This window comes from Pseudomonas sp. SF2 (assembly GCF_036858055.1).
Classification (GTDB): Bacteria; Pseudomonadota; Gammaproteobacteria; order Pseudomonadales; family Pseudomonadaceae; genus Aquipseudomonas.
In genome coordinates, this window is record NZ_JAMBDI010000004.1 from 128,599 (window position 1) to 150,933 (window position 22,335).

Here is a 22,335-nt window from a genome sequence, read left to right on the forward strand (position 1 = left end):
CAGTTATCTGTGCGACAGCGCCGCCCAAAGGGCTGGGCAATTTCCCACAAGGTCAACGCCTGACTCGTTGCATTGGCAGGGACCTTGTGGGAGCAACGGGTTGCAACGCGACCCCGGCAGCTCAAGGTGCAACCCCGGCGGGCCGGCCGCAGCGCAGTTCCAGCGACTGGGCCAGGCGCTCGACAGCCTGTTGCAGTTCCTCCGGGTGATCACCCAGCCACGCCAACGCCAGGTACTGCTGGTAGCGCCCCTGCAGGCTGAACTGCTCGCCCGGCAGTGCGTGCAGTGCCGAACCAGCCAGCGCTTCAGCAATACCCTCCCACGACAACGGCTGGCGAAAGCGCACCCACAGTGTCCACCCACCCTCCGGCATTTCCAACGCCACCCGCTGGCCGAACTGCTGCTGCAGCGCATGCGCCAGGCATTGCATGCGCTTATGCAGGTCCGTGCGCAACCTCACCAGTTGCGCCTCGATCTCACCTTTACCCAGCATGTGCGCCAGCGCTTGCAGGCGCAGCGGTGCAAGCCGGAATGCACGTTCAGCGAACGCCCTGGCCAGCACGGCATCATGGCCCAGCAGGTAGGCATAGGGCGCCTCGCCCCCCACCGCGGCATCGAACGCCCCCATCACCAATAGCCAGCGGGGGTCGACCCAATCGCGCAGGCGCGTATTCGGCGGCCCGCTGTAACAGTGCTCACTGTCCAGGTCGTTTTCCAGCAACCATACAGGGTGCTGGCCGAGCAACTGGCCAAGCTGCTGCTGGTAGTGCGCTGAAAACAGCCGCCCCTGCGGCATGCCAAGGCACGACGGCATGACCAGCATGCGTACCGGCTCGCTCCCCAGCAGCCGGGCCAGGGCGCGCAGATCCGGGTTGCCGCGGGTATCCAGTGGCACCTCCAGCACACGCATGCCGGCACGTGCCAAAGCGCGCAACACCTGCCAACAACAGGGCGAGTGCACCAGCACGGTCCCCCCTTGCAGGGCCAACGCCGCCAGCACCGTCTCCAGTAACGCCTGCACATCAGGGGCCAGCTGAACGTCCTCGGCAGACCAGTACTGGCTGGAGGAGCGGGTATAGCGCTCGGCAACGGCATTGCGCAGGCGGGCGTTGCCGGGCGCTTCCCAAGGGGCAACACTGTGCATGCGCTGACGTGCCAGGCGCCGCTCGTGGGTGAACAGGGCCCGCTCCAGCATCGACTGTGCCGGCAAGGGTGGCTGCCGGGGCATGGCCGCAGCGTCCCCCTTGCCAGCACCCTGTACGTAGTAGCCCGACCTCGGCAGGCACTGCACGCGGCCCTCCTCCTCCAAAAGGCCGTAGGCACTCTGCACGGTGGCCAGTGACACCCTCAGCCGCCGGGACAATGCCCGCAGCGACGGTAAACGGCATGGGCCACTGCCTTGCGCCTGGCCGATCAAGGCCTCCAGGTAGCGATAGACCTTGCGGTAGGCAAACTCGCCGCGGGCCGATTGCTCCATCAAGGCAGCCCCGCATGACCACGCCGCCGCCCCGAGGCCTGCCGTGGCAGCAACCGCAGTTGTACATCGCGACGGGCCAGGTGGCTCATCAGGCGCCAGGCGGCCAGCGGCAGGCGCCCGTCATAGATCACCCGCAGTTGCCCCAGCGGCAGGCCACTGGTGTTTACCAGCCAGTTTTTCACCGCATCAGGGCAGGGTTTACCCTGCAACGCCCGATGCAGGTAAGGCAACGCCACCAGCATGTCGGCATGCCGACATTGCAGAAAACGCTCGAGGTTTTTCCCCTGCCTGGCGAACGGGCTGAACAGCAGGCATACCTGTTGGATCTGGTTGATACCGTAGGCCTTGCCGAGCTGCAGCTGATTCACATCACGCCGCTTGATGCCTTCCGGCTGGCCAGCCAGCCGCAATGCCGGGCGACTGGCCTGCGGCTCGAGACTGCGTGCGCGCAGTTCGTGCAACTGAGCCGGCGCCAACGGATCGACGAAGGCAGTCAATGACCAGGCATCCTCGGCAGCCTCGAAGCAACCACCGAGCATGAGGTCGAGTTGCTGCGCTTCGAGCAACGGCGGCAACAGGTCATCAATGGCAATTACCCGCACCGGCGTATCCCGCTGCACAGCCCCCGATGCCGACGCCGTCAGGGCGCCCAGCGGTACCCCGATGCTGCCGTTCAGCCGACTCAGCCCATGGGCCAGCGCCGCCAGGCATTGATGCACCCCATGCGGACCACGCTCCCCAGCCAGGCGCAGGCTGCGCCGGGCCCAGGCCAGGTAGCGGCGACGCTGGTGCGCGGGGATGGCGGTGATCAATACATCCGCGGCTGCCTGTGCCTGCAACGCAAACCCCACGGCACCCGCCAGTTCCAGGTGTAGCCGGCTACCTAGCAGTGCTTCGGGACTGGCATCGACCAGGTGACCGAACATCAACATGGCGTCCCTCGCCAACAGCCAGCGTTCGGGCGCGGCAGCGGGGTGCCGGCTGAACGGCACCACTTCACGTCCCTCGATCATCTGCAGCTGCACCCGCGGGTCATCCTGCATGAACAGCGCACTGAAGCTGCGCTCATGGCCTTCGAGCGTGGCGCTGCCAGCCACCGGCAGGCTGACCACCAGCACCCGCAGCTGGAAGGTTACCGGCGCACGCAGGGCGATACTCAGTTGCGCGGCACGCAGCATGGCCAGCAGCCGGGCGCTGCGGCGATCGTTGCCTTGCAGCACCAGCAAGCGGAAGGTGCCGATGTACTCGGGCCCGCCTGCAGCAACCAGCAACCGTTGTATCAGCAACTGCAAGGAAGCCCGCTGCGCTTGTGACATGTGACTGAGCAAGCGCTCGAGCACTTGCTGGTAGATATAATGCATTGCCTGGTCGTGAATAGCAGTCACGTAATCACCTCATCAACTTCATGCAGCCAGCGCACATTGAACAGAAGACCTGAACGTCAACATGCCCTGAACTTGGCCAGAAGAAATTCCCTACAACTAAAAGGTAGTAATGACGTAACCAGTCACTGTCGCCATGCCATCGAGAAAAACGCGTCGCTGCGACGCCCCGCCGCTGCCATGTAACGCCCTGGCTCGGGCATAGCCATGCTCATTCCACGCTCCTTGCGCAAACTATCATTGAGCCATTATCGAGGGATGCAAGGCGAATAGAAGATACAGATCAAGGTAAAAAAACCATTCAGCCGAAGTGAGAAAACACATTGACCGCCAGGCAAAAACAGTTCAAGCCAAAAAACTTGGCGGAATATTTCCACGAGCCACTGAATAATCGCGCCAAATGTAGTCCGCTTCGCTCTTTATTGTAGGAACATTCTTCTTTTGAGCATCAACCTTATGTACCGGGCACAAAAAACCCGGGACTCTGCCCGGGTTTCCTGATAATGCAAACAGCCGTCAGTGTTGCGCCATGTCCAGCACCACACGCCCGCCACACGGGCATTGGTCCATGTAGCGATGCGCTTCTACTACCTGCTCGAACGGGTACACCTTGATGATCTGCGGTGTCAGCAACTGGTCGGCGGTGAACTGGTTGATATCGCGCAGGGCGCGCTGTAGTGCCACCTGGTCCTGGCTGATGCCCAGTTCCGGCTTGCCGGTGAAGTTGCCAATGCAATGCACATGGAACTGGATGTTCTTCTGGAATGCCGCGCAGGCCGGGAACGGCGTCTGATTGCCGCCTTGCAGGCCATACAGCACCAGGCTGCCACGCGGTGCCAGCACATCGCCCAGCAGCGACATCTGCGGCCCGCCCATGCCATCGAGGACCATGTCCACGCCACGGCCATCGGTGTACTTGCCAATCTGCAGCAGCAGGTCCTGTTCTTCGGTGACAATCACCTTGTCGGCGCCCAGGCCCAGCAGGTACTCACGCTGTTCCGCCTCCTTGGTGGCGGCGAACACCTTCAGCCCCAGGGCCTTGCCCAGTTGCACGAAGGCAGGGCCCGCGCAGTGGCTGGCGTCGGTGACCAGCGCGGTCTGCCCGGCCTTGGCCCGGGCCAGGTCGACGTAGGCGAAATAGGCGATCAGCAGCGGCGTGTAGTGCACGCTGGCCTCGATCGGGGTAAGTACATCCGGATAACGGGTAATGGCCGTACGCGGCAGCACGATGACATCGCCATACACGGGGTGGTCGTTGGCACTGGTGGCCGGGAAGCTGGCAACCCGGTCGCCCACGGCAATATCCTCGACCCCTTCGCCAACCGCGGTCACCACCCCGGCCATCTCGTGGCCGATCCCCGCCGGCAGGCGTGCCTGGGATGGTGCCAGGTTCTGGCGCCAGAGCACGTCATACCAGCTGACGCCAACCGCCTCGACGCGGATCTGTACCTCGCCGGCAGCGGGTGACTGTTCGGGCTGCTCCTCGCAACGGAGCACATCGGCAGCGCCGAACTTGTGGAAACGGATCATGCGGGACATCGCATACCTCGCCATTGTGAACCTCTAATTACCACGAACTCTATCCGGGCTTTGCCGGATAGACCATCAGTGGTCATTAATAGTCGACATGCTTGTCATCGATTGGGCACCTGACTTTCCCTGCGATTGGTCCCCCTAAACCCGTGCAGGGTACCAGCCTTTGGCCTTAAGATTCACCTCTGCCCCACTTTAGGCGAAGCGCACCGATGAATCGAAACGACCTGCGTCGCGTAGACCTCAACCTGCTGATCGTGTTCGAAACGCTGATGCACGAGCGCAGCGTGACCCGTGCCGCGGAAAAACTGTTCCTCGGCCAGCCCGCCATCAGCGCGGCCCTGTCGCGCCTGCGCAACCTGTTCGACGACCCACTGTTCGTGCGCACCGGCCGCAGCATGGAGCCGTCGGCCCGGGCCCACGAAATATTCTCCCTGCTGTCCCCGGCGCTGGACTCGATTTCCACTGCGGTCAGCCGCGCTGCCGAATTCGACCCGGCCACCAGCAATGCTGTGTTCCGCATCGGCCTGTCGGACGACGCCGAATTTGCCCTGCTGCCGCAGTTGCTCAAGCGCATCCGCGCCGAAGCGCCAGGTATCGTGCTGGTGGTACGTCGGGTCAATTACCTGCTGATGCCGACGCTGCTGGCCTCGGGCGAGATCTCGGTGGGGGTCAGTTACACCAGCGAACTGCCAGCCAACGCCAAGCGCAAGGTGCTGCGCCGCAGCATGCCGAAACTGCTGCGAGCCGACAGCGTGCCCGGCACCATCACCCTGGACGACTTCTGCGCGCGCCCGCATGCGCTGGTGTCGTTTGCCGGGGACCTGTCGGGGTTCATCGACGAGGCCCTGGAGGAGATTGGCCGCAAGCGCCATGTGGTGCTGGCCGTGCCGCAGTTCAACGGGCTGGGGAGCTTGCTGGCGGGCACCGATATTGTCGCTACGGTGCCGGACTACACGGCGGATGCGCTGACCGCGGCGGGTGGGTTGCGGGCCGAGGATCTGCCGTTGGATGTGCGCAGTTTCGAGCTGCACATGGCCTGGCGCGGGGCGCAAGACAATGACCCGGCGGAGCGGTGGTTGCGGTCGCGGATACAGATGTTCTTCGGCGACCCCGATAGCCTGTGAGCGTGCTCTACTGAATTCCAATAACCTCTGCAAATACAGATAGATAGGCGAATTTTCTGTCCGTTGCCATCCGTCGTATTCCACTCATTTCCAACGTAACTGGGGGTATCGTTTGGGGTACTTTTCATTTCCTGAAAAACGATACCCCCCAGATTTTGCCGACCCATCCCGCACCGGCGTTCCGGCAAAAACTCAGCGATGCCTTCCTGCGCAGCGTGACCGCCCCCGGCAAGTACGCCGATGGCGAAGTCCCCGGCGTGTACTTGCAGGTCCAGACCTGGCTCAAGGAGGGCGCCGTTTTTGGTTGAAAGCCTTACACCACGCCGACGAAATCGCTCGCTGTCAGGGCGACATGCCCGACCAGATCAATCTGGAAATCTGCGCCATTACCGCTGTTGACATTGCCCTCCACATACGTGTGTTCAACCCCACCGACATTGGCGAAGTGGTACTTCAATTGCGCTTGGTTACTGAACTCAGTGCCGACGCCATTCCACTCGCCAAGGAAGGCAAAGTCCTGATTACCGGCGGAACCTGCGCCGGAAGTGCGGGCATCGATCAGGGTCAGATCGATGTGGTCAGCTCCCTGCGCAAAGTCGGTGATCACATCGCGGCTAGCGGTCGAAGTGCCGGAGTCGTTCATTGCGCTGAACATAAAGATGTCCGCCCCCGCCCCACCGGTCAAAATGTCGCGGTTGCCGTTGCCGGTCAGTGTGTCAGCGCCGCCTCCACCAATGAGGGTGTCGATGCCGCCTTGCCCGGTCAGGGCATTGTTGGCGCTATCGCCGGTCAAGCTGTTGGTACCGTTGCTGCCGAGAACATTCTCGATGCCGCTCAAGGTGTCATTACCGGTTTGCGAACTGCTCGCCAGGCCAGTAGACAGGTTGACCGTGGCGTTGGCCAAGGTCCCCGACAGGTCGTAGGTATCAGTGTCGCCACCACCCTCGTAGCTGTCATTGCCGTCATTGACCGACGCCCGGAAGGTATCATTACCAAGACCACCAAACAGGCTGTCCAGACCTTGCCCACCGACCAGGATGTCGTCTCCGCTGCCACCGTCGATCCAGTCGTTGCCGCCCTGGCCTTGCAAAAGGTTGCTAACGCTGTCGCCCTGGATGTGATCGACGCCAGAACTGCCGGTGACGTTCTCGATGTCGGTCAGGGAGTCATTGCCGGTTTGGGTGCTGGTTGACGTGCCAACAAGCAAATCGACCGTGGCCGACGCCGATGTGGCCGATAAGTCATAGGTATCGGTGCCCGTACCGCCGTCATAGTGGTCGTTGCCGTCATTCAGCGATGCCAGCAGCGTATCGTTGCCTGCCTCACCAAAGACGGTGTCGTTGCCGGCCACACCGCTAAGCTGGTTGTTACCGCTATTGCCATGGATGACGTTGTCCAGCCCGTTACCTGCGCCGTTTATGTTGTTCGCCCCCTGCAAGCTCAGGTTCTCGACGTTGGCACCCAGGGTGTAGCTGACCGACGACAAGACCGTGTCGGTGCCTTCGTTCAGGTTTTCCTGAACCGCATCGCCATTGGCATCCACCCTGTAAGTGTCGTTGCCGGCGTTACCCAGCATCGTGTCGTTACCGCTACCGCCGTCCAGTAAGTCGGAACCCAGTCCGCCGTTGAGGACGTCATTACCCGAGTAACCCATCAAGATGTCCTGATAGTTGGTGCCATTGAGCGTGTTGCCGAAGAAGTTGGTGCCTTCGATGAAGCGCCCTACCGCTTCCGAAGGGTCGGACGTCAGTTGTTCCACTGTGCCGTTGTTGTCGGTGTAAGTGGTGATGACCCGTAGCTGCTGGCCGAACTGCGCCGAGGTGGGCGCAAAGGTCGAAGCATTCGCCCCGGCAATACTGATCCAGGCCGCGCCCACCAGTGCTTGCCATTGGAAGGTGAACCCACTTGGCCCAGGCAAGCCGTCAGCGTCCTGTATGGTTGAGGTAATGGCGGTCAGCCGGTATTGAGCCGGCACCGGACGGCTAGGTGTGGTCGGCGCAGTGGCAAACCCCGACAGCAACGCATTGCCGGTTGGCAGACTGTTGGTGATGTTCAGGTTGACTGTGCGGTCGGCGAAGCGCAGTTTTTCAATGCCAGTCACGATATCAGTGCCATCGACATTCGCCGCGCCGACCCGCAAATCCACCACTTTGAACGCCGTGATCAACTCGCCACCCAGCCGAATGTCGGTGAACTTGGTAATGCTGTAGTCGGCAAAATTGCCACTGTACAGCGCTTCATCGGCTGCGCCATCGGCCGTGCCTGGGGCTGCGTGGTTATCACCCAAAATGAAGTCCAGACGGGCCGCTTGCAGTCCAGTAAAGTGCTGAGCGAACCCCTGACTGGCGAGCAAGTGATTCAGATCGGCGAGTTTGATCGAATCGCCGACGATTACGTCATTTCCGCCATTACCTTGAGAAACATCGTCGCCGCTGCCGCCTATCAACCAGTTTTCCGTGGCATTACCGATCAGCCCCGCCTGAGGGTTGGCCGGAGTCGTCGTGCTTGCACGACTATCGCTGAAGCGTGAACCGATCAAACCCTCAATGTCTGTCAGCAAGGCGTTGAACGGCTGGAACAGCACAGCGGTGCCCGGCGCCGCCACGATATTCTGATTGTTAAGGTCTGCCGCCGCATCCAGGGCAATGTTCACATCGCTAAAGGCCGCGATGTCGAAGCCCACGTCACCGAGGGCCTCATCGCCGTCACCTTGACCCGGAGCGCCACCCAGACCAGGCAGCAGAATGTCGTCACCGACACCGCCGAACTCCTGGTCGCCAGTGGAACCGCCGGAAATGATGTCATCGCCGTCCTCACCGAACAGAATGTCCGGGCCGTCGCCACCGTAGATCTCGTCGTTACCGTCACCGCCATGCACAAGATCAGTGTCGCCGCCGGCATCGATGTAGTCATTGCCAGCGCCACCGTACAACTCGTCGATCCCGGCTTCACCGTAGAGGTGATCGTTGCCATTACCGCCAATCACCACATCGAGGGCACCTGCGCTGGTCCCGGCATAGATGGTGTCGTCCCCTTCCCCACCATCGAGGAAGTCTTCGATATCACCGCCGTAGATCACATCGTTGCCGTCACCGCCATAGATATGGTCGGCACCGGCCTTGCCATCAAGGATGTCATCGCCACCTTCGCCATAGATCGTATCGTCGCCATCGCCAGCGTCGAGCCAGTCGTTGTAGTCAGTGCCAGACAATACTTCGTGCGAGTTGTAGCCCACTGCCGCTGTGCCATCAGGGTTCTGGCCCTGGTCCGGACGGTAGTCACGGATATAGGTTTGAGCGGTATGCGTTTCCGGGCTGGTCAGGCTGACCAGCAAGCCGTTACCGCCAATTCCGCCCGCGCCACCGCTTGAGTAAACGCCGACATGGTTCGCCTCGATCAGCGTGCCATATTTGTGCTCGCCCTTGTACGCCGTCGCACTTGCGCCGGAGTCGGTGTTGCTCAGTTCGATGTAGCTGTCGGCGTAACCGAATACATCACCGGCCAGGTGCCGGGCATCGGTGGTGCGTTCAATGATGTCCTTGAATTGCTCGGTCACTACCTGTTCGTTGAGGTTGGTCATCGCCGGCAAGCCGAGATCAAGGCGGAACAGATAATAGAAACGGTCGCCATCCATCAACCGTTCCATCTGATCCTCGAAGATAGCGTTGAAGGTGGTGCCCAGTTGCCCGGTGTAGACATGTTTCTCCGCGAGGCCACCGATCCACAGATCAATCGCGTTGTAGCCGTCGTAACCGGCCACATGATTGCCGTTGGCATCTGCCGCACCGGAAAGGAAATAGGCCGCCTCTTCAGCCGTGACGCTGCCGCCGGCATAGTTGGTGGTAACACCTGAGGTATCGGCATCGATGATGGCTTGGGCATGGGCCACATCACCATCAAATGAATAGGCGGCGATGAAATTCACCAGTGACTCGGGGTGAATCATGTTGTTGGCGAAGTCACTCCAACTGGTATAGGGCGTCAAGCCATCCACGATCAGGTTCGTGTGATGCTGCGCGCCTGCCGGCGACGCCCTCTCCTCGACGAGTGCATCGTGAATCTGCTGACGCGCCTGGTTCAGGGTAGGCAGACCCAAGTCGCGACCACGAGCCAGGTTGATGGTCGCGAGGTCCAGCGGTTGACCGAGCAAGCCTTGTTGCAGGGCCGGGGTCACGAATTCGTCGATTTCGTTGCTGATCTGCCGGGTCATGCCCAGAGCAATAGCTGTCGGCCCCACCTCGGCAAAACCGCCGGGGTTGAGAAAAGCCTGCTCTAGCGCGTAGTGAGTGATTGCACCGGTCAGGTCGTAGCCACCACTGGCATTTTTTTCCAGAGCATCGATGGTTTCGCGTAGTTGCGAGTGGCCGAAACGAAACGCGGCTTGGCCATACTCCAGAGAAATATTGGCGTTAATGCCCGAGTCATAGGTCACAAACTCTGGCAAATCCGGGGTGATCAAACGCGCGTATTGGTCGATCGCAACGTGCTGGTATTCCATTTCCACGGTCAACTTGGTGGCATAGAACAGTTTGTCCTGATCCCAGGACACGGTGACGCCATCGGGCAGAGTGAAATTACCGTTGGCATCAGTGTAAAAACCGCCGCTACCGTTGCTCACCTGGACCTGCCAGTTATGCCGCACATTGACGTCTGTCTGCCCCAGCACCTCGTTCTGCAGGTTGATTAGCTGCACGTTGTGGTCTTCATGGAATATGTGGTGAATGGCGGTGAGGCCGAAGTTTTCGTTCACCCGACCATCACCGGCAATGTAGTGATCACCCACCGACTGCAGCAGCAACTCGTTGGCCACCGCAAAATCGGCACTGCCGGGAACCGCGCTGATGGAGAAGTCGGAAAAGTTGACAAAGCTGAACAAGTTTTTCGGACCCGAATTGTCATAATTGATGACCATCCCATAAGGGTTGTTCGTGTCGAACGTGATGCTGGTGATGTGCGCATCCAGCGACATCAGTTTCGCTTGATCGATATGCATATCATCAAAGTGCGGGTTCATGTCCAGCAGGATCGCCTCGCGGGTGTAAACCGCTTGTACGCCGGCGGTCCCAGGATCGGCATCCAGTACATGGCCGTTGGCATCCCGCACGCGGAAGTTCACGATATCGTCCCAGGTCAGATCGTCGCGACCGGTGGCCAGCACATGAGCGCGCAATTCGCTCAGGGTCGGCAACGTCTGATGGGTCAGCACACCGTTGAGGGTCCAGGAGGCTTCGTCGCTTAAGGTTGTGCCGTCAAACAGCGCCGCACCCGCGATGAACTGGCCGGGGTGATTGGGGTCCGCCACCCATTGACGCAGCAATTGAGTCACAGCCTCATTGGAGCCGTAAGTCTGATTCTGATCGATGTAGGGCGAGTCAAGGTTGACGTATTGCGCCTGGCCTTGACCGTCCACTTCGCTGACCGAAGCCCGATGCACTTTGATCGAGTAAACCGGCTGCCCGTCCGGGCCGATGGAGCCGTACAGCGGATCATCCGGCGCCAGAGGAATAGTGATCGTCGCGTTCTGATTGGGTTTGTTGATGAAATCCAGCCCATGGTCGAAAAACTGCCCGAACAAGGTGAACCAGCCGGTTGTCGACGGGTCACCGCTGACGGTGTTCTGGTTGCGAATGTAGTACTGCCCGGAATCCGGTGAGGTGCTATCCACCTCGCCAATGGTGCCCAGAATCCCCGGATCAGTAACGATCGCTACGCCCGTGTCGGTATGCTGGATGTACCCGTTGGCATCGGTAGCAAAAGTTACCCCGCCACTGACGATGGTCTGGCTGATCATCCGGGGGGTGTAGTCCACTAGTGAAGCTGTTGGATCGCTATACAGTGAGCTACTGTCAGCTATGGGCGTGACACCGGCGGGAATGCCCGGTCCGGCCAATGCGGCGTTATCCAGGTTCTGATGAACGTAATGCGTGTAGTCCGAATGGGTCAGGCGAATGAAGTTCTGACCAAAACTGCCCCAGCTCTGTCCGTCCTGGGTCAGGTTATTGAAGTGACCGGAGACGTCGCGCAAGCCGATCGGGTCCCGTGCGCCGTTGTACCAGCGGGATTCGCCGACCGGAATATCCAGGGGATTGAAGCTGCCGAGTATACCGAGCACATGGACCTTGCCGTCCGAACCACTGTAGCCGTAAAGAGGAAAGCCGGCGGCGTTATAACCGACGACATGAATGGTCGGAAACGTAACCTGCTGGTCAAGAAACGAAATATCGTTTTGATTAAGAGTGAAGCGCTTTAGCCCATACATGTCAGTCTCCAGATATCCTGAGTTGCTGGGTTTTTCAAACGACTTATCACGATGATCAGGGAACCAAGCCGATGGCAAAAGATGCAAAGGTCGAATCAAAAAATGAGACTTCTATCGCAGATGAAGCTCAGCCTTTGGTCGAACCAGCCCCTCCTGTTTGCGAGGAGGTTCGCAATGGAATCTGGCGCACCCGGATCAGGGGCCGAGCGCGCAAACTAAGTCACTCGACCCAGTTTGTCATTGCCGCTGCGGTGATCCTGGGACTGACCATGTTCTCCGTCGGCAAGCTGGTAAGCGAACGAATAGAAAGTGCCGCAGTACAAAGCGCGGCAGAAGCAGGCGCCCACTACATGGAAGCGTTTCTGGAACCCTATGTGCAGGAGATGATCCGGGACAACAGCCTTTCGACTGCAAGTGTCCAGTCCCTGGACCGCCTCATGGAAAATCGTGCGTTAAATCAACACATTGTCTCGATCAAGATCTGGCGAGCGGATGGCACGGTGGTCTACAGCACGAATAAAGCCATCACCAACCACAAATTCCCAATAGACGAGATCACCGAGGCGCTTAAGGGCAAAGTGGTCACTGCCCTTGAAGAGCTGAGCCAGAATGAGAACGAGTTCGAGCGCAATCTAAACGTTCCGCTCTACGAGATCTACGCGCCCCTGCGGGATTTAAGCTCCAGGAAAATCATCGCTGTGGGCGAATTTTATGAAAAGGCCGATACTCTGGAGCTCGAGATCAATCGCGTCCGACAGCAGGTATGGGGGGTCGTGGGCGCCGCGACGTTGGCAATGCTGGCGCTGCTTTTCTTCATCGTGCGACGCGGTGACAAGATTATTCAGCAGCAACAAGTGGCGCTGCACTTGCGGCTGCAGGAGCAAACCCGCTTACACATCAGCAATGCCGAACTCCAGCTCAAGATGGCGACGGCGACCCAGGAGTTTTCTCGAGTCAACGAACTCAACTTGAGGCGGATTGGTGCAGACCTGCACGACGGGCCGGCGCAGTTATTGACATTGATTCTAATCTGGCTCGACGAGTTGACCGAAAACTGCTCGGATGTCGATCAGGAGGCGTTCGAAACCATTCGTGGTGCCGCCACCGACGCACTGCGGGAGATCCGCGACTTATCACGAGGTCTGGCACTTCCGGAAATTAACGATTTGAACTTGGTGGAAGACTTGCAACTGGTGGCGCAACGGCACGAGCAACGTACCGGCACCAAGGTCAACTTAGCCCTAGGGCCGCTACCTGACGCCACGCCGCTGCCGCTCAAACTCTGTTTGTACCGTTTTGTGCAAGAAGCCCTCAACAACGCTTACCGTCATGCCAACGGCGAGGGTCAGGTCATCCAAGCGCAATACATTGATCAGGTATTAAATATCAGCGTCAGGGATAGTGGTCCGGGTATGGCGGCGGACGCCATGCAACTCGATATATCCGGCAGAACCAGATTGGGGCTCGCCGGTTTGCGTTATCGCGTTGAATCTCTGGGCGGGTTGTTCAGTATCGACTCTAGTACATCAGGAACGTCGGTCAATGCACAGTTCAAACTTTAGTCAGAGCGGTTCCGGGCATACATTGGTGTTTTCCCTGCGCCGATGTGAAATCGCCCGAGAGCTTCGCGTTCCCTGTAATACCGTAGGGCCGTGACCGCTTCGACACGATTTCGTACGTGCAGCTTCTGCATCACACAACTCATATAGTGCTTGACTGTTTTTTCGCTAATAAACAGCTTTGACGCAACCTCCCTATTAGTCAACCCCTTTGAAACTTCATAAATAACTTGCTCTTCGCGCTGGGTCAGATCAAACGCGTGATTCTCCGCTTCATGTTTCTTGAAATTACTCAGCAGTTTGTTGACAAAATCGGGGGTGATATACGTTTGCCCCTTGGCAACTAACCTGATAGCCGTGACCAGTTCCGGTCCGCTGACACCTTTCAACACATACCCGAACGCGCCGGCCTCCAGCGCCAAAAAGGCGTCATTTTCGGATTCTGAAACCGTCAGCATCAGGACCCTCACATCCGACAGTTCAGTGGAAATGAACCGCACCGCAGCGAAAACATCACCCGGCATATTGACGTCCATCAGCATCACATCCGGACGCACCCTCTGGGCGATATCCTTGGCATCTTGCGCACTGGCGCCCTGTTCCATGACCTGAAGATCCGCCCGTCGTCTCAGTATGTTGGCAACGCCCTCACGCAACAACGGATGGTCGTCGACAATGCCGATACGAATGAACGGATTCATGACGCGCTCCCGATAGGACTAGCACTCGAACGAAGAGTCATTCATTAATAGCAGAAAAGCCGGGATGACAGCGGTCATCCATCGTGTACTCCAGGCTCCAGGCGTTCGAAAATCAGGCTCAGGCCTGACACAAGCCGATCGTCAACGAACAATCACCTTTACAAGAAATATGAACAACTACACCACAACCCGTTGTTTTTAAAGCACTATGAAAGCGTCAAAAAAATGCAGCCGCATAAAGCCCGGATCCAACCTTATCCGACCAACGGTCGCTTTTGTGAGATCGATACCATCGAGCCGAGCCTGGACTTGAGTGAGCCATCGCCCACCGGTTTTGAGCGTGGCTGCGCGCGGCTTACCCACGGTTCCCTGGATCTGATGCTCAGTTTCAGTCAGCCGTGTATCTATCGAATCAGGAGCGCCTTTCTCGTCACGCACGTGCGCCGTCTCGATGACTTTAAGACCTGCTTTGATCTTGTCCGCTATCGGTCGACAGCAGCCGATCGTGAATGCATTCCCTAATGGATACAGCCCTGTACAAATGTTCTTCGGCGACGCTGACAGTCTTTAGGGAAAGTGTTGGTGATGCCGGTCGATCATGCCTTGACAGGGCTCGACACCCTGACGCTCAGCGATACCCTCAGCCACGCTTATGACGGTTTGCCGGGTTACACCCGAGCGCTGCTGGGCTGTTTGTCTCTACCGCTAACCGGCAAGGCTTGACTCTACCGTTAGGGGCAGACTTTACCCTTGGCACTTCATTATCTGGAGTTCGTCATGAAGAGCAAACGCATGCTCGTAATCCTCGGCCACCCTTCGAACGACAGCTTTTGCGGCGCTGTGTCCGAACGTTATGTCGAGGCCGCCACGCAAGCAGGCCATGAGGTGCGCCTGCTGCGCCTGGACACCCTGGACTTCGATCCGGTCTTGCACGATGGCTATAACCAGATCCAGTTGCTTGAGCCCGATTTGATCGACGCACAGAACGACATTACCTGGGCCGAACACCTGACATTGGTGTACCCGATCTGGTGGGGCGGCATTCCGGCGTTGCTCAAGGGGTTCTTCGATCGCGTGTTTCTGCCCGGTTTTGCCTTCAAGTACCGCAAGGGCTCGCCCTTCCCGGACAAGCTGCTCAAGGGCCGCACGGCTCACCTTCTGGTGACCATGGACACGCCGCCGTGGTACTACCGGTGGGTGTATCGCATGCCGGGCCTGCACCAAATACGCAAGACCACCCTGGAGTTCTGCGGCATAAAACCCCTGAAAACCCTGACCTTCGGTCCGGTATTGGGGTCCAAGCCGGAACAGCGTGAAGCCTGGCTCAAACAAGTCCAGGCAGTCGCCAGCCGCTGATCGGCCCCGGTCGGGCCGTGCCCCTGCGCTGCCCAACCGAGCCTCCCTGCCGTGACACCCTGTCCACCTTGGCTTCCCACCCCCTGACGCTTGTGCAAAGATGTCGCGCGCTTGTACGAGCGCGCGACATCTTTCCGCTTCTGATGCGTCAAAAAAAGGGATTTTCATGTACATCGGCAAAGCCGCCCAGCTGTCGGGCACCACCGTCAAAAGCATTCGACATTACGAAGAAATCGGCCTGTTGCCCCCCCCGCAACGCGAAGGCAAGTACCGCGTCTACAGCCAGCAAAGCGTAGAGCTGCTGACCTTCATCAAATGCGCTCAGCAACTCGGTTTCAAGCTCAAGGAAATGCAGGCCATTCTGCAGGATCATCGCGGCCAGGAGCTGCCCTGGGATCTGGCCATGCAGGCCATCGATAACAAAAAGCAGGAATTGATGGGGCAGATCCAGGCCTTGCAGCAAGTGCATGACGGCTTGGTTGAGTTTGAGCTGAGCCTCAAGGATGCTCAGATGCAATGCCAGTTCGAACACCTGGAAAAAGCCCGCTGAATCCGCACCGCCGCCCCTGAACGGCCATGGCGCCCCGTGCCGTTTTCAGCACGCAGGCGCCCCGGCGATTTAGCCTGGCACAGTCTCACCCCCCGGCTGCTCGCCCTCTTGCACTGCTGGCTGCGGCACAATCGAGGCAAAGAACCACGGCGAAATCAGCGTGACCAACAAAATGGTCATGAAGCCGCTGGATGACAGCGCCAGTATCACCAATACACCCAGGTCAATGACGGGTTTGTAGGCGGAGAACAGCAGCGCGACAAAGCCCATCGAGAAAATCACGACGTTGACCACCGTCGAGCGCCCGACGCCCTGCATGGCCGCCAGGATGGCCTCGTCGATCTCGATGCCCTTCTGCACCAGCATCTTGATCCGTGACAGCAGGTGAACGGCGTAATCCACGACGCCCACCACCAGGAACGTCACCAGTGTGGTACCGATGTTCAACTCGATATCCAACAGGTACATGCTGCCGTACACCGTCACCGACGTGGTCAGCAACGTCAGCATGCCGAGGATGCCCAGGCGTACTGACTTGAGCCAGAACATCATCATCAAGGTCACGGCCAGCAACGCCAGCGAGAAGCTCAGCACCTGACCCTGGGTGATTTCCTGCAACACCCCGGTCCATATGTACGGCGTACCGGCATGGGTGACTTGCAGGTTGGCCGGTTTGTTGATGGCCAGCCAGGCGTCCAGTTTATCGAGCATCGCCTGGTAATCGCCCGCCACAGATGAGGTCATGGTGAACAGCGTCACCGCCTTCGAGTAATCGGCATTGAGCACGTTCTGCAAGTCGGTGCCGCCACCGTTCTCGAACATCATGATGTGTTGTTCGATGAGCGAGTTGCCGTCGACATCGAAGGTCTCCGGTTTCCCGTCATCATCGACCACCGTCACCTGCTCCACCGCCTGCGGCACCCGCAGGAAAGCAGGGTTCATGTCGTTGAGCACGAGGTTCATGCGCTTGATGTAGGTCGCCACCGAATAGGTGTAACTCACGTTCGGCTGGGCCCTGATGAACTGGTCCAGACGTTCGAGGAACTGCACGGTTTCAGTGGTCAGCGCGCCACGCGGAGTCTTGGTGTCGAAAGCGATCCAGCCCGGCGATGTACCCGCGACTCCAGCCCGGTTGATGAACTCGTCGGACATCCGTACCGGGCTGTCCTTCTTGAAGTAGGCAATGCCCGAGTCTTCGATATCCACCTTAAACGTGAACACCGTCATCATCGCCAACAACGGCAGGGTCACCAGCAATACCGGCTTGCGCCAGCGAATCAGCCAGGCACAGAACACCACCAGATAGTGGGAGATCAGCGACTCTTTGAGTTGCACTTTGCGCGGGACGGCGTCTTTGCCCCAGATCGAAATCCACGCCGGAATCAGTAGCAACGAGATGATCAGCGCCGCCGTCAGGCCGATGGACATGAACACGCCAAAGTTGCGGATGCTGACAATGTTGTTGGTGGTTGAAATCAAGAACGTCGCAATAGTCGTGACCGTTGTCAGAACTACGGGCGTGACCATCAGGCGCTGGGTTTCACGGTTGGCTTCGCGGAAAGACTTACCCGAATTGAGCTGTTCGTAATACTCGGCCATGACGTGGATCGCGTCGGCACAACAGATGGTGAACAGGAACACCGGCAAGACACTGGTGAGCAAGTCCATCGGCACACGCAGCAGCGCCATCAGGCCAAGGGTCCAGATGGTGCAGAACAGGATATTGAACAGCGGCAGCACCACGCCAAGTGGTTTGCGAAAGAAGAAAACCAGCAGAGAGGTCACCAACAGGAATACGATCGGGAACAGCATCGCCAGGTCGTGATCGATGATTTCCTGCTGGGCCGCAATGAAGATCGGCATGCCGGCGATGAACACCTCATCGGTGAACTCCGGGTGAGCCGCCTGGTACTTCGCGATGATCTCGCGGACCTGGTGATAGGCACGCAACTGGGCCTGAGCGTCGTCCTGTTTGGTGCCCAGTTCGGCGACGACCATGGCGACTTTCTTGTCCGCCGAGACGACGCCACCGACCATCTGCTCGTTGCCCATGATCTGCGCTTCGACCTTGACCGGGTCCATATCCAGGGCGTGCAGGGTCTTGTGGATCCACAACTCGCCATCGGCACTCAAGCTGATGTTTTCCAGGTCAGCCATCGAGGCCATTTCCTGGATCGGGTTGAGCCGCTCGGCAAGAAAGCTCAGGAACTGCAGGTCATGGCTGTCCCAGTGCCGGGCAATCCCATGGTCGCGCAGCGCTTTGACGGCAGCGTAATCGTTCTGCGAAAAACCCTCGGCGAGGATCTGCACCAGCAAGCCCTGGGCATCATGGTCGTCACTGTGCAGGCCGACGATGCGCTGCAGTTCGACACGGTCCTCATCGTTCGCCAGCATCAACCGGCGTATGGCCTGGGACAGCTCGAACTGGGCGTTCAGCGACGTGGTGTTGAAGACACTCTCAGGGTTGCTCAGCGCCACCATGACCGAGTCATACGTGCCGGTGAACTCGCGCTGCAAATCAATGATCGTCTTGCGCGCCGGGTGAGTGTCCTTGAGCAGATACGGATTGGTGTCCGACATCAGCGCGCCGAGCGTGTAAGTGAAGTAGGCGGTGATCGCCACCAGCACGAACACAATTGCCCGCGCATAGCGCTCGACGAAGTTCAAGTATCTTTCCATGAATGAGGGTTCCAGATGAATCGAGAGCGGCGCTTAGCGGGCAGACACGGCGTAATCCGGCAAGTCGCCGGCTTTCAGCCCGCGCTTGATCGCGGTCTGCGTGAACAGGCGGTCGTCCAGCGCGACGTTGTACTGCAACTGGTTGAAGCGCAGCTGAGAGCGCGTACCGGCGATGAAGTCCTCGGTTTCGCTGAGGGTAATGCTGTCGATCTGGTCGATGGTTTCAGTCTTCAGGGTGCGCATCTGCTTGAACATCACACCTTTTACATCGAAGAAGTCCTGGCGCAGCACCAGTGAGTTCTTCTTGTCAACCCAGACCTTGAGCTTGTTGTAGCCGGTCTTGGCCAGCACGGCAGGCGTCGCCGGCTCACGCTCGATCACGTAGCAATCGCGGCCCTGCAACTGCTCTTCGCCAACCAGCGTTTGGCGATAGTCTTCGGCGCGAATCTTGTCGAGGTCGGCATAGGAGTAGTCGCTACCCATGAACGCCCCGCGTTTGTCGGTGGTGGAAATCCTTCGGGTCTGTCGGCTGACCGGCAAGTACATCCATTGGCTGTCTTCGAGGCCCAGGGCCTCGCGCGGGTTTTCGATGTGGAAGGCGACGTCACGCACATCACTCGGCGCGGAGAAATACATGGTGAATTTGTCGCTGTCCGGGTAATCCTTTTGCAGGTAGCTGAACTCGCGGATGCGGGTGTTACCTTGCTTGTCGATCAGGATCAGGGACACCTGGGACATGAAGCTCTTGCCGTCATCGCGGTCCCGGGCCTGGCGAATGATGTCGTCGGCCGTGCGTGTTTCAGCTGCCATGGCGGCAGCGGCGCTCAGCAGCAGTGCGCTTACAGTCAGGGTCTTGAAGATGGGCAACATCGCGATTTCCTTTTCATTGTTTGAGTGGTTCGCACACCGCACCGGTGTGGTCAGAACAGATAACCGGCGGACAAGCGCACCTGGTCGCGGTTGGCGTACGCACCGAACTGGCGGTCGGGCTTGCCGAAGAACACATCGACTTCGAGCCCCAACTTGAGCCAGTCCACCGGTTTGTAGGTGAAGATCCCCTGAACGAAACTGTCGTCCTGCGCTGGCGGCGACATACCGAAAACCAGACGGGTCTTGAGGCGATCCTGGAACTGCGAGCCTTCGGCAGACACGGTGAACAGGTCGTCGCGTTTGTCCTGGACCATGCCGGGCTGCCAGTCGAGCAGCCGCTGATGCTGCCACTGCGTCGAGATCAGCCAGTCCCGCAATAGGTAATCGACGCCCAGCAGCGACTTGGTCATCGCCGTCTGGTCGCTGCCGTAAGCGCGGTAAGGGTTGGTGACGCGCCAATTGTCGAAGTAGGCGACTTCACTGCGTACCACGATGCTGTGGCCGGCATCGATGGCCACACTGGCGCCGCCCATGGAATAGCGCGGGAATTGCCGTTCGAGGCGAATCAGGCCCTCGTCGGTCTGGCCTTCGACGGCGTAAACCGGGTCCTGTTGGCGGGCGTTGAGGGCCACGAAGCTGACATCCACCGTGCCGATCCGGCCGTTGGCACTGGCGCCGTAACCGAAGCCATTGTGACCGTCATAACCGGGCCGCGAATCGACCACAAACATCTGCGGATCGGGTGTGGCAAAGATCGGTGCATCGAACTCGCTGCCGACGGCCGGCGCCTGGTTCTTCACAAAATCAGTGATCACCAGCGCTTCCAGCTCCCACTCGGCGACCGGCTGCACCAGGCGAATCATCGGCACGGCGATGCGGCTGTCTTCCAACAGACCGATCACACCCTCGCGATAATCCAGCGGGTTGATCTGATCGAGCACCCGTAATTCATCTGCACGCCCCCACACCACCTGCTGCCAGCCCACCGTCAGCTCGCCGTCACCGACATAGAGCCCCCAGTAAAGGTGCCGCCAATCGGCAGTCGCCCGGTAATCGTCCCGGGCTTGCGCGCTGTAGGGGTTGTTGCCGTCATAACGGAAGTCGTAGCGGGCTCGGCCCTTGGCCTTGTAGTAGCCGCTGTCCCAGGCATCCTCTAGGCTGAACTTGAGGTACACGGCCTTTTGCGTGACCTGGTCGTCCCCGTGCAGACGCACGGCCGTGGCAACGCCGATCTCCGCTTCATGATGCCCCGGCAACCACTCGGCGATCGCCACTGGCGAGCCGAGGCTGACCAGCGCGGCCAAAAGGCCGCGGTTCAATCCCAGTCGAGCCATGGCTACATTCCCAACCCGGCACCGCCGTCGATCATCAGGCTTTGCGCCGTGACGCCACTCGCCTGCGGGCTCGCCAGATAACGGACCATGGCCGCCACTTCGTCACCCTGAATGAAGCGCCGCAGGGGCAACTTCTTCTTCGCATTGCGCAGGATTTGCTCGTGGGTGATCCCGGCGATGCGCGCTTGAGCCGCCAATTCGCCTTGCAGCATCGGTGTGTCGATCCAGGCGGGCAGGATGGCATTGACGGTGATTCGCCGTGGTGCCAGGTCCAGCGCCAAGGCTTTGGTCATGCCGATGATGCCGTGTTTGGAGGCGCAGTAAGCGGTATTGCGGACCTTGCCCGCTCGGCCGAGGATCGACGACATGTTGACGATCCGCCCACCATCCGCCATCAGTGGCAGGCACAACGAGGTGACGTAAAAGGTGCCGTTGAGGTTGATCGAAATCACCTTGTGCCAGTTGTCGAGGTCTTCAGGTTCGTTCTCGTCGCAGACCCCGGCGCTGTTGACCAGCACATCGACAAAGCCGACCCGGTTGGCCAGGCCCTTGAACAGGAGTTGCAGGCTGGCGAGATCGGCGATGTTCGCTTCATGGGTTTCGATGCGAGCGGCAAATTCGCCCTCGGTGACCCACCTCTGCAAGGTTGGCAGATCCCGATCAAGCAAGATCAAAAGGTGCTCGGCCTGGGCTGCAAAATTTTCCGCGACGGCGCGGCCAATACCATTGGCCGCGCCGGTAATCACAATCGTGCGTGCCTGGCTCATAGCATTTTCAATCCGCCGTTGACGGACAAGACTTCGCCCGTGACGTACAGGCCGTGCTCGGCCAGATACAGCACCGCGTCAGCAATTTCTGCAGGCCGGGCGAACCGTTTGATCAACAGCCGCGACTGGATTTCCTGCTCATGGGCGCCGACCAGGGCTTCGCTCATGTCGGTGCTGACGATGCCGGGCGCCACCGCGTTGACCCGGATGTTGCGCGGCGCCAACTCCACCGCCAGTGCACGCGTCAATGCTTCTACACCGCCTTTGGCGGCGGCGTAGTTGCTCTGGCCCCTGCCGGGCTTTTGCGCGGCCACGGAACTTAGGTTGACGATGCATCCGCTGCGCTGGCGCATCATGCAGGGCAGCACCTGCTGACAGCACAACAACGTGCCGACCAGGTTGGTCTGGATGACCTCGGTGATGTCGCTCACCGATTGCGTGGCGAGCAAACCGTCACGGGTAATACCGGCGTTGTTGACCAACAAGTCGACACGCTCGAAACGCTGCTCGACCCGTTCGAAAAACGCCTGAATGCTCTGCGCATCCTTGACATCACACTGCGCGGCCAGGCACTCCCGGCCGAGCCCTTCGACCTGCGCCTGCAAGGCAGCGGCTGACGCCTCGTCACGGACATAACTGAAGGCAACCTGATAACCTGCGCCGGCCAGGGCCAGCACGATGGACTTGCCAATGCCGCGACTGCCGCCGGTCACGACAGCTATTTTCTGAGTCATGACCGCT

At 59.4% G+C, this 22,335-nt stretch carries 14 protein-coding genes and 1 pseudogene; 5 read left to right on the forward strand and 10 right to left on the reverse strand.

The window, feature by feature from the left end; translation table 11 throughout:
• Positions 1–121: 121 nt before the first annotated feature.
• The 3 genes from M2S36_RS01895 to M2S36_RS01905 all read right to left on the reverse strand — a co-directional run bounded on the left by M2S36_RS01895 (position 122) and on the right by M2S36_RS01905 (position 4,398).
• Positions 122–1,477 (reverse strand): GntR family transcriptional regulator, encoded by a 1,356-nt coding sequence (locus M2S36_RS01895; RefSeq protein ID WP_207837211.1) that lies wholly within the window; start codon positions 1,475–1,477, stop codon positions 122–124.
• Positions 1,477–2,862 carry a hypothetical protein gene (locus M2S36_RS01900; RefSeq protein WP_207837206.1) on the reverse strand — a complete coding sequence of 462 codons (1,386 nt, stop codon included), beginning with the start codon at positions 2,860–2,862 and terminating at the stop codon, positions 1,477–1,479. The genes M2S36_RS01895 and M2S36_RS01900 overlap by 1 nt, the downstream gene beginning before the upstream one ends.
• Before the next feature lie 513 nt (positions 2,863–3,375).
• Positions 3,376–4,398: a zinc-dependent alcohol dehydrogenase family protein gene (locus M2S36_RS01905; RefSeq protein WP_063913469.1), complete on the reverse strand. Its 1,023-nt coding sequence runs from the start codon at positions 4,396–4,398 to the stop codon at positions 3,376–3,378.
• Positions 4,399–4,604: 206 nt separating this feature from the next.
• On the opposite strand from M2S36_RS01905, the gene M2S36_RS01910 reads away from it, so the two are divergent.
• Entirely contained in the window at positions 4,605–5,519 is a 915-nt protein-coding gene (locus M2S36_RS01910; RefSeq protein ID WP_233687440.1) for a LysR family transcriptional regulator, read from the forward strand.
• 155 nt (positions 5,520–5,674) lie between these two features.
• Positions 5,675–5,812 (forward strand): annotated as a pseudogene (locus M2S36_RS01915) (integrase); the annotation flags it as partial.
• 20 nt (positions 5,813–5,832) lie between these two features.
• Here the strand turns inward: M2S36_RS01915 and M2S36_RS01920 are convergent.
• The gene (locus tag M2S36_RS01920) at positions 5,833–11,778 is read right to left on the reverse strand and encodes a peroxidase family protein (RefSeq protein WP_333956626.1); all 5,946 of its coding nucleotides are present in this window, start codon (positions 11,776–11,778) and stop codon (positions 5,833–5,835) included.
• A 71-nt stretch (positions 11,779–11,849) separates the two neighbouring features.
• On the opposite strand from M2S36_RS01920, the gene M2S36_RS01925 reads away from it, so the two are divergent.
• Positions 11,850–13,340 (forward strand): sensor histidine kinase, encoded by a 1,491-nt coding sequence (locus M2S36_RS01925; RefSeq protein ID WP_233687442.1) that lies wholly within the window; start codon positions 11,850–11,852, stop codon positions 13,338–13,340.
• Here the strand turns inward: M2S36_RS01925 and M2S36_RS01930 are convergent.
• Positions 13,337–14,038: a response regulator gene (locus M2S36_RS01930; protein WP_233687443.1), complete on the reverse strand. Its 702-nt coding sequence runs from the start codon at positions 14,036–14,038 to the stop codon at positions 13,337–13,339. The genes M2S36_RS01925 and M2S36_RS01930 overlap by 4 nt on opposite strands.
• Before the next feature lie 777 nt (positions 14,039–14,815).
• Between M2S36_RS01930 and M2S36_RS01935 the strand changes: the two genes are divergently transcribed.
• Complete coding sequence (locus M2S36_RS01935) at positions 14,816–15,394, forward strand: NAD(P)H-dependent oxidoreductase (protein WP_207837189.1); 579 nt, start codon at positions 14,816–14,818, stop codon at positions 15,392–15,394.
• Between the two features lie 166 nt (positions 15,395–15,560).
• Entirely contained in the window at positions 15,561–15,944 is a 384-nt protein-coding gene (locus M2S36_RS01940; RefSeq protein ID WP_207837225.1) for a MerR family transcriptional regulator, read from the forward strand.
• 69 nt (positions 15,945–16,013) lie between these two features.
• On the opposite strand, the gene M2S36_RS01945 is transcribed toward M2S36_RS01940, so the two are convergent.
• From M2S36_RS01945 to M2S36_RS01965, 5 genes are read right to left on the reverse strand one after another with little or no spacing between them, the layout of a single operon-like run.
• Positions 16,014–18,623 carry an efflux RND transporter permease subunit gene (locus M2S36_RS01945; RefSeq protein WP_333956628.1) on the reverse strand — a complete coding sequence of 870 codons (2,610 nt, stop codon included), beginning with the start codon at positions 18,621–18,623 and terminating at the stop codon, positions 16,014–16,016.
• 33 nt (positions 18,624–18,656) lie between these two features.
• The gene (locus tag M2S36_RS01950) at positions 18,657–19,493 is read right to left on the reverse strand and encodes an outer membrane lipoprotein-sorting protein (RefSeq protein ID WP_241106620.1); all 837 of its coding nucleotides are present in this window, start codon (positions 19,491–19,493) and stop codon (positions 18,657–18,659) included.
• A gap of 50 nt (positions 19,494–19,543) precedes the next feature.
• Positions 19,544–20,827, reverse strand: a complete 1,284-nt coding sequence (locus M2S36_RS01955; protein ID WP_333956629.1) for a DUF1302 family protein — start codon at positions 20,825–20,827, stop codon at positions 19,544–19,546.
• 2 nt (positions 20,828–20,829) lie between these two features.
• The gene (locus tag M2S36_RS01960; protein WP_233694208.1) at positions 20,830–21,594 is read right to left on the reverse strand and encodes an SDR family NAD(P)-dependent oxidoreductase; all 765 of its coding nucleotides are present in this window, start codon (positions 21,592–21,594) and stop codon (positions 20,830–20,832) included.
• Positions 21,591–22,328 carry a 3-oxoacyl-ACP reductase family protein gene (locus tag M2S36_RS01965; RefSeq protein ID WP_233694209.1) on the reverse strand — a complete coding sequence of 246 codons (738 nt, stop codon included), beginning with the start codon at positions 22,326–22,328 and terminating at the stop codon, positions 21,591–21,593. Before M2S36_RS01965 ends, M2S36_RS01960 begins: the two co-directional genes overlap by 4 nt.
• Between the last annotated feature and the right edge of the window lie 7 nt (positions 22,329–22,335).

Bases quoted from the DNA above. Each gene is read 5' to 3' on its own strand.
- M2S36_RS01895 (WP_207837211.1), bottom strand. From the start codon at position 1,477: ATGGAGCAATCGGCCCGCGGCGAGTTTGCCTACCGCAAGGTCTATCGC.
- M2S36_RS01905 (WP_063913469.1), bottom strand. From the start codon at position 4,398: ATGTCCCGCATGATCCGTTTCCACAAGTTCGGCGCTGCCGATGTGCTC.
- M2S36_RS01910 (WP_233687440.1), top strand. From the start codon at position 4,605: ATGAATCGAAACGACCTGCGTCGCGTAGACCTCAACCTGCTGATCGTG.
- M2S36_RS01920 (WP_333956626.1), bottom strand. From the start codon at position 11,778: ATGTATGGGCTAAAGCGCTTCACTCTTAATCAAAACGATATTTCGTTT.
- M2S36_RS01925 (WP_233687442.1), top strand. From the start codon at position 11,850: ATGGCAAAAGATGCAAAGGTCGAATCAAAAAATGAGACTTCTATCGCA.
- M2S36_RS01930 (WP_233687443.1), bottom strand. From the start codon at position 14,038: ATGAATCCGTTCATTCGTATCGGCATTGTCGACGACCATCCGTTGTTG.
- M2S36_RS01935 (WP_207837189.1), top strand. From the start codon at position 14,816: ATGAAGAGCAAACGCATGCTCGTAATCCTCGGCCACCCTTCGAACGAC.
- M2S36_RS01940 (WP_207837225.1), top strand. From the start codon at position 15,561: ATGTACATCGGCAAAGCCGCCCAGCTGTCGGGCACCACCGTCAAAAGC.
- M2S36_RS01945 (WP_333956628.1), bottom strand. From the start codon at position 18,623: ATGGAAAGATACTTGAACTTCGTCGAGCGCTATGCGCGGGCAATTGTG.
- M2S36_RS01950 (WP_241106620.1), bottom strand. From the start codon at position 19,493: ATGTTGCCCATCTTCAAGACCCTGACTGTAAGCGCACTGCTGCTGAGC.
- M2S36_RS01955 (WP_333956629.1), bottom strand. From the start codon at position 20,827: ATGGCTCGACTGGGATTGAACCGCGGCCTTTTGGCCGCGCTGGTCAGC.
- M2S36_RS01960 (WP_233694208.1), bottom strand. From the start codon at position 21,594: ATGAGCCAGGCACGCACGATTGTGATTACCGGCGCGGCCAATGGTATT.
- M2S36_RS01965 (WP_233694209.1), bottom strand. From the start codon at position 22,328: ATGACTCAGAAAATAGCTGTCGTGACCGGCGGCAGTCGCGGCATTGGC.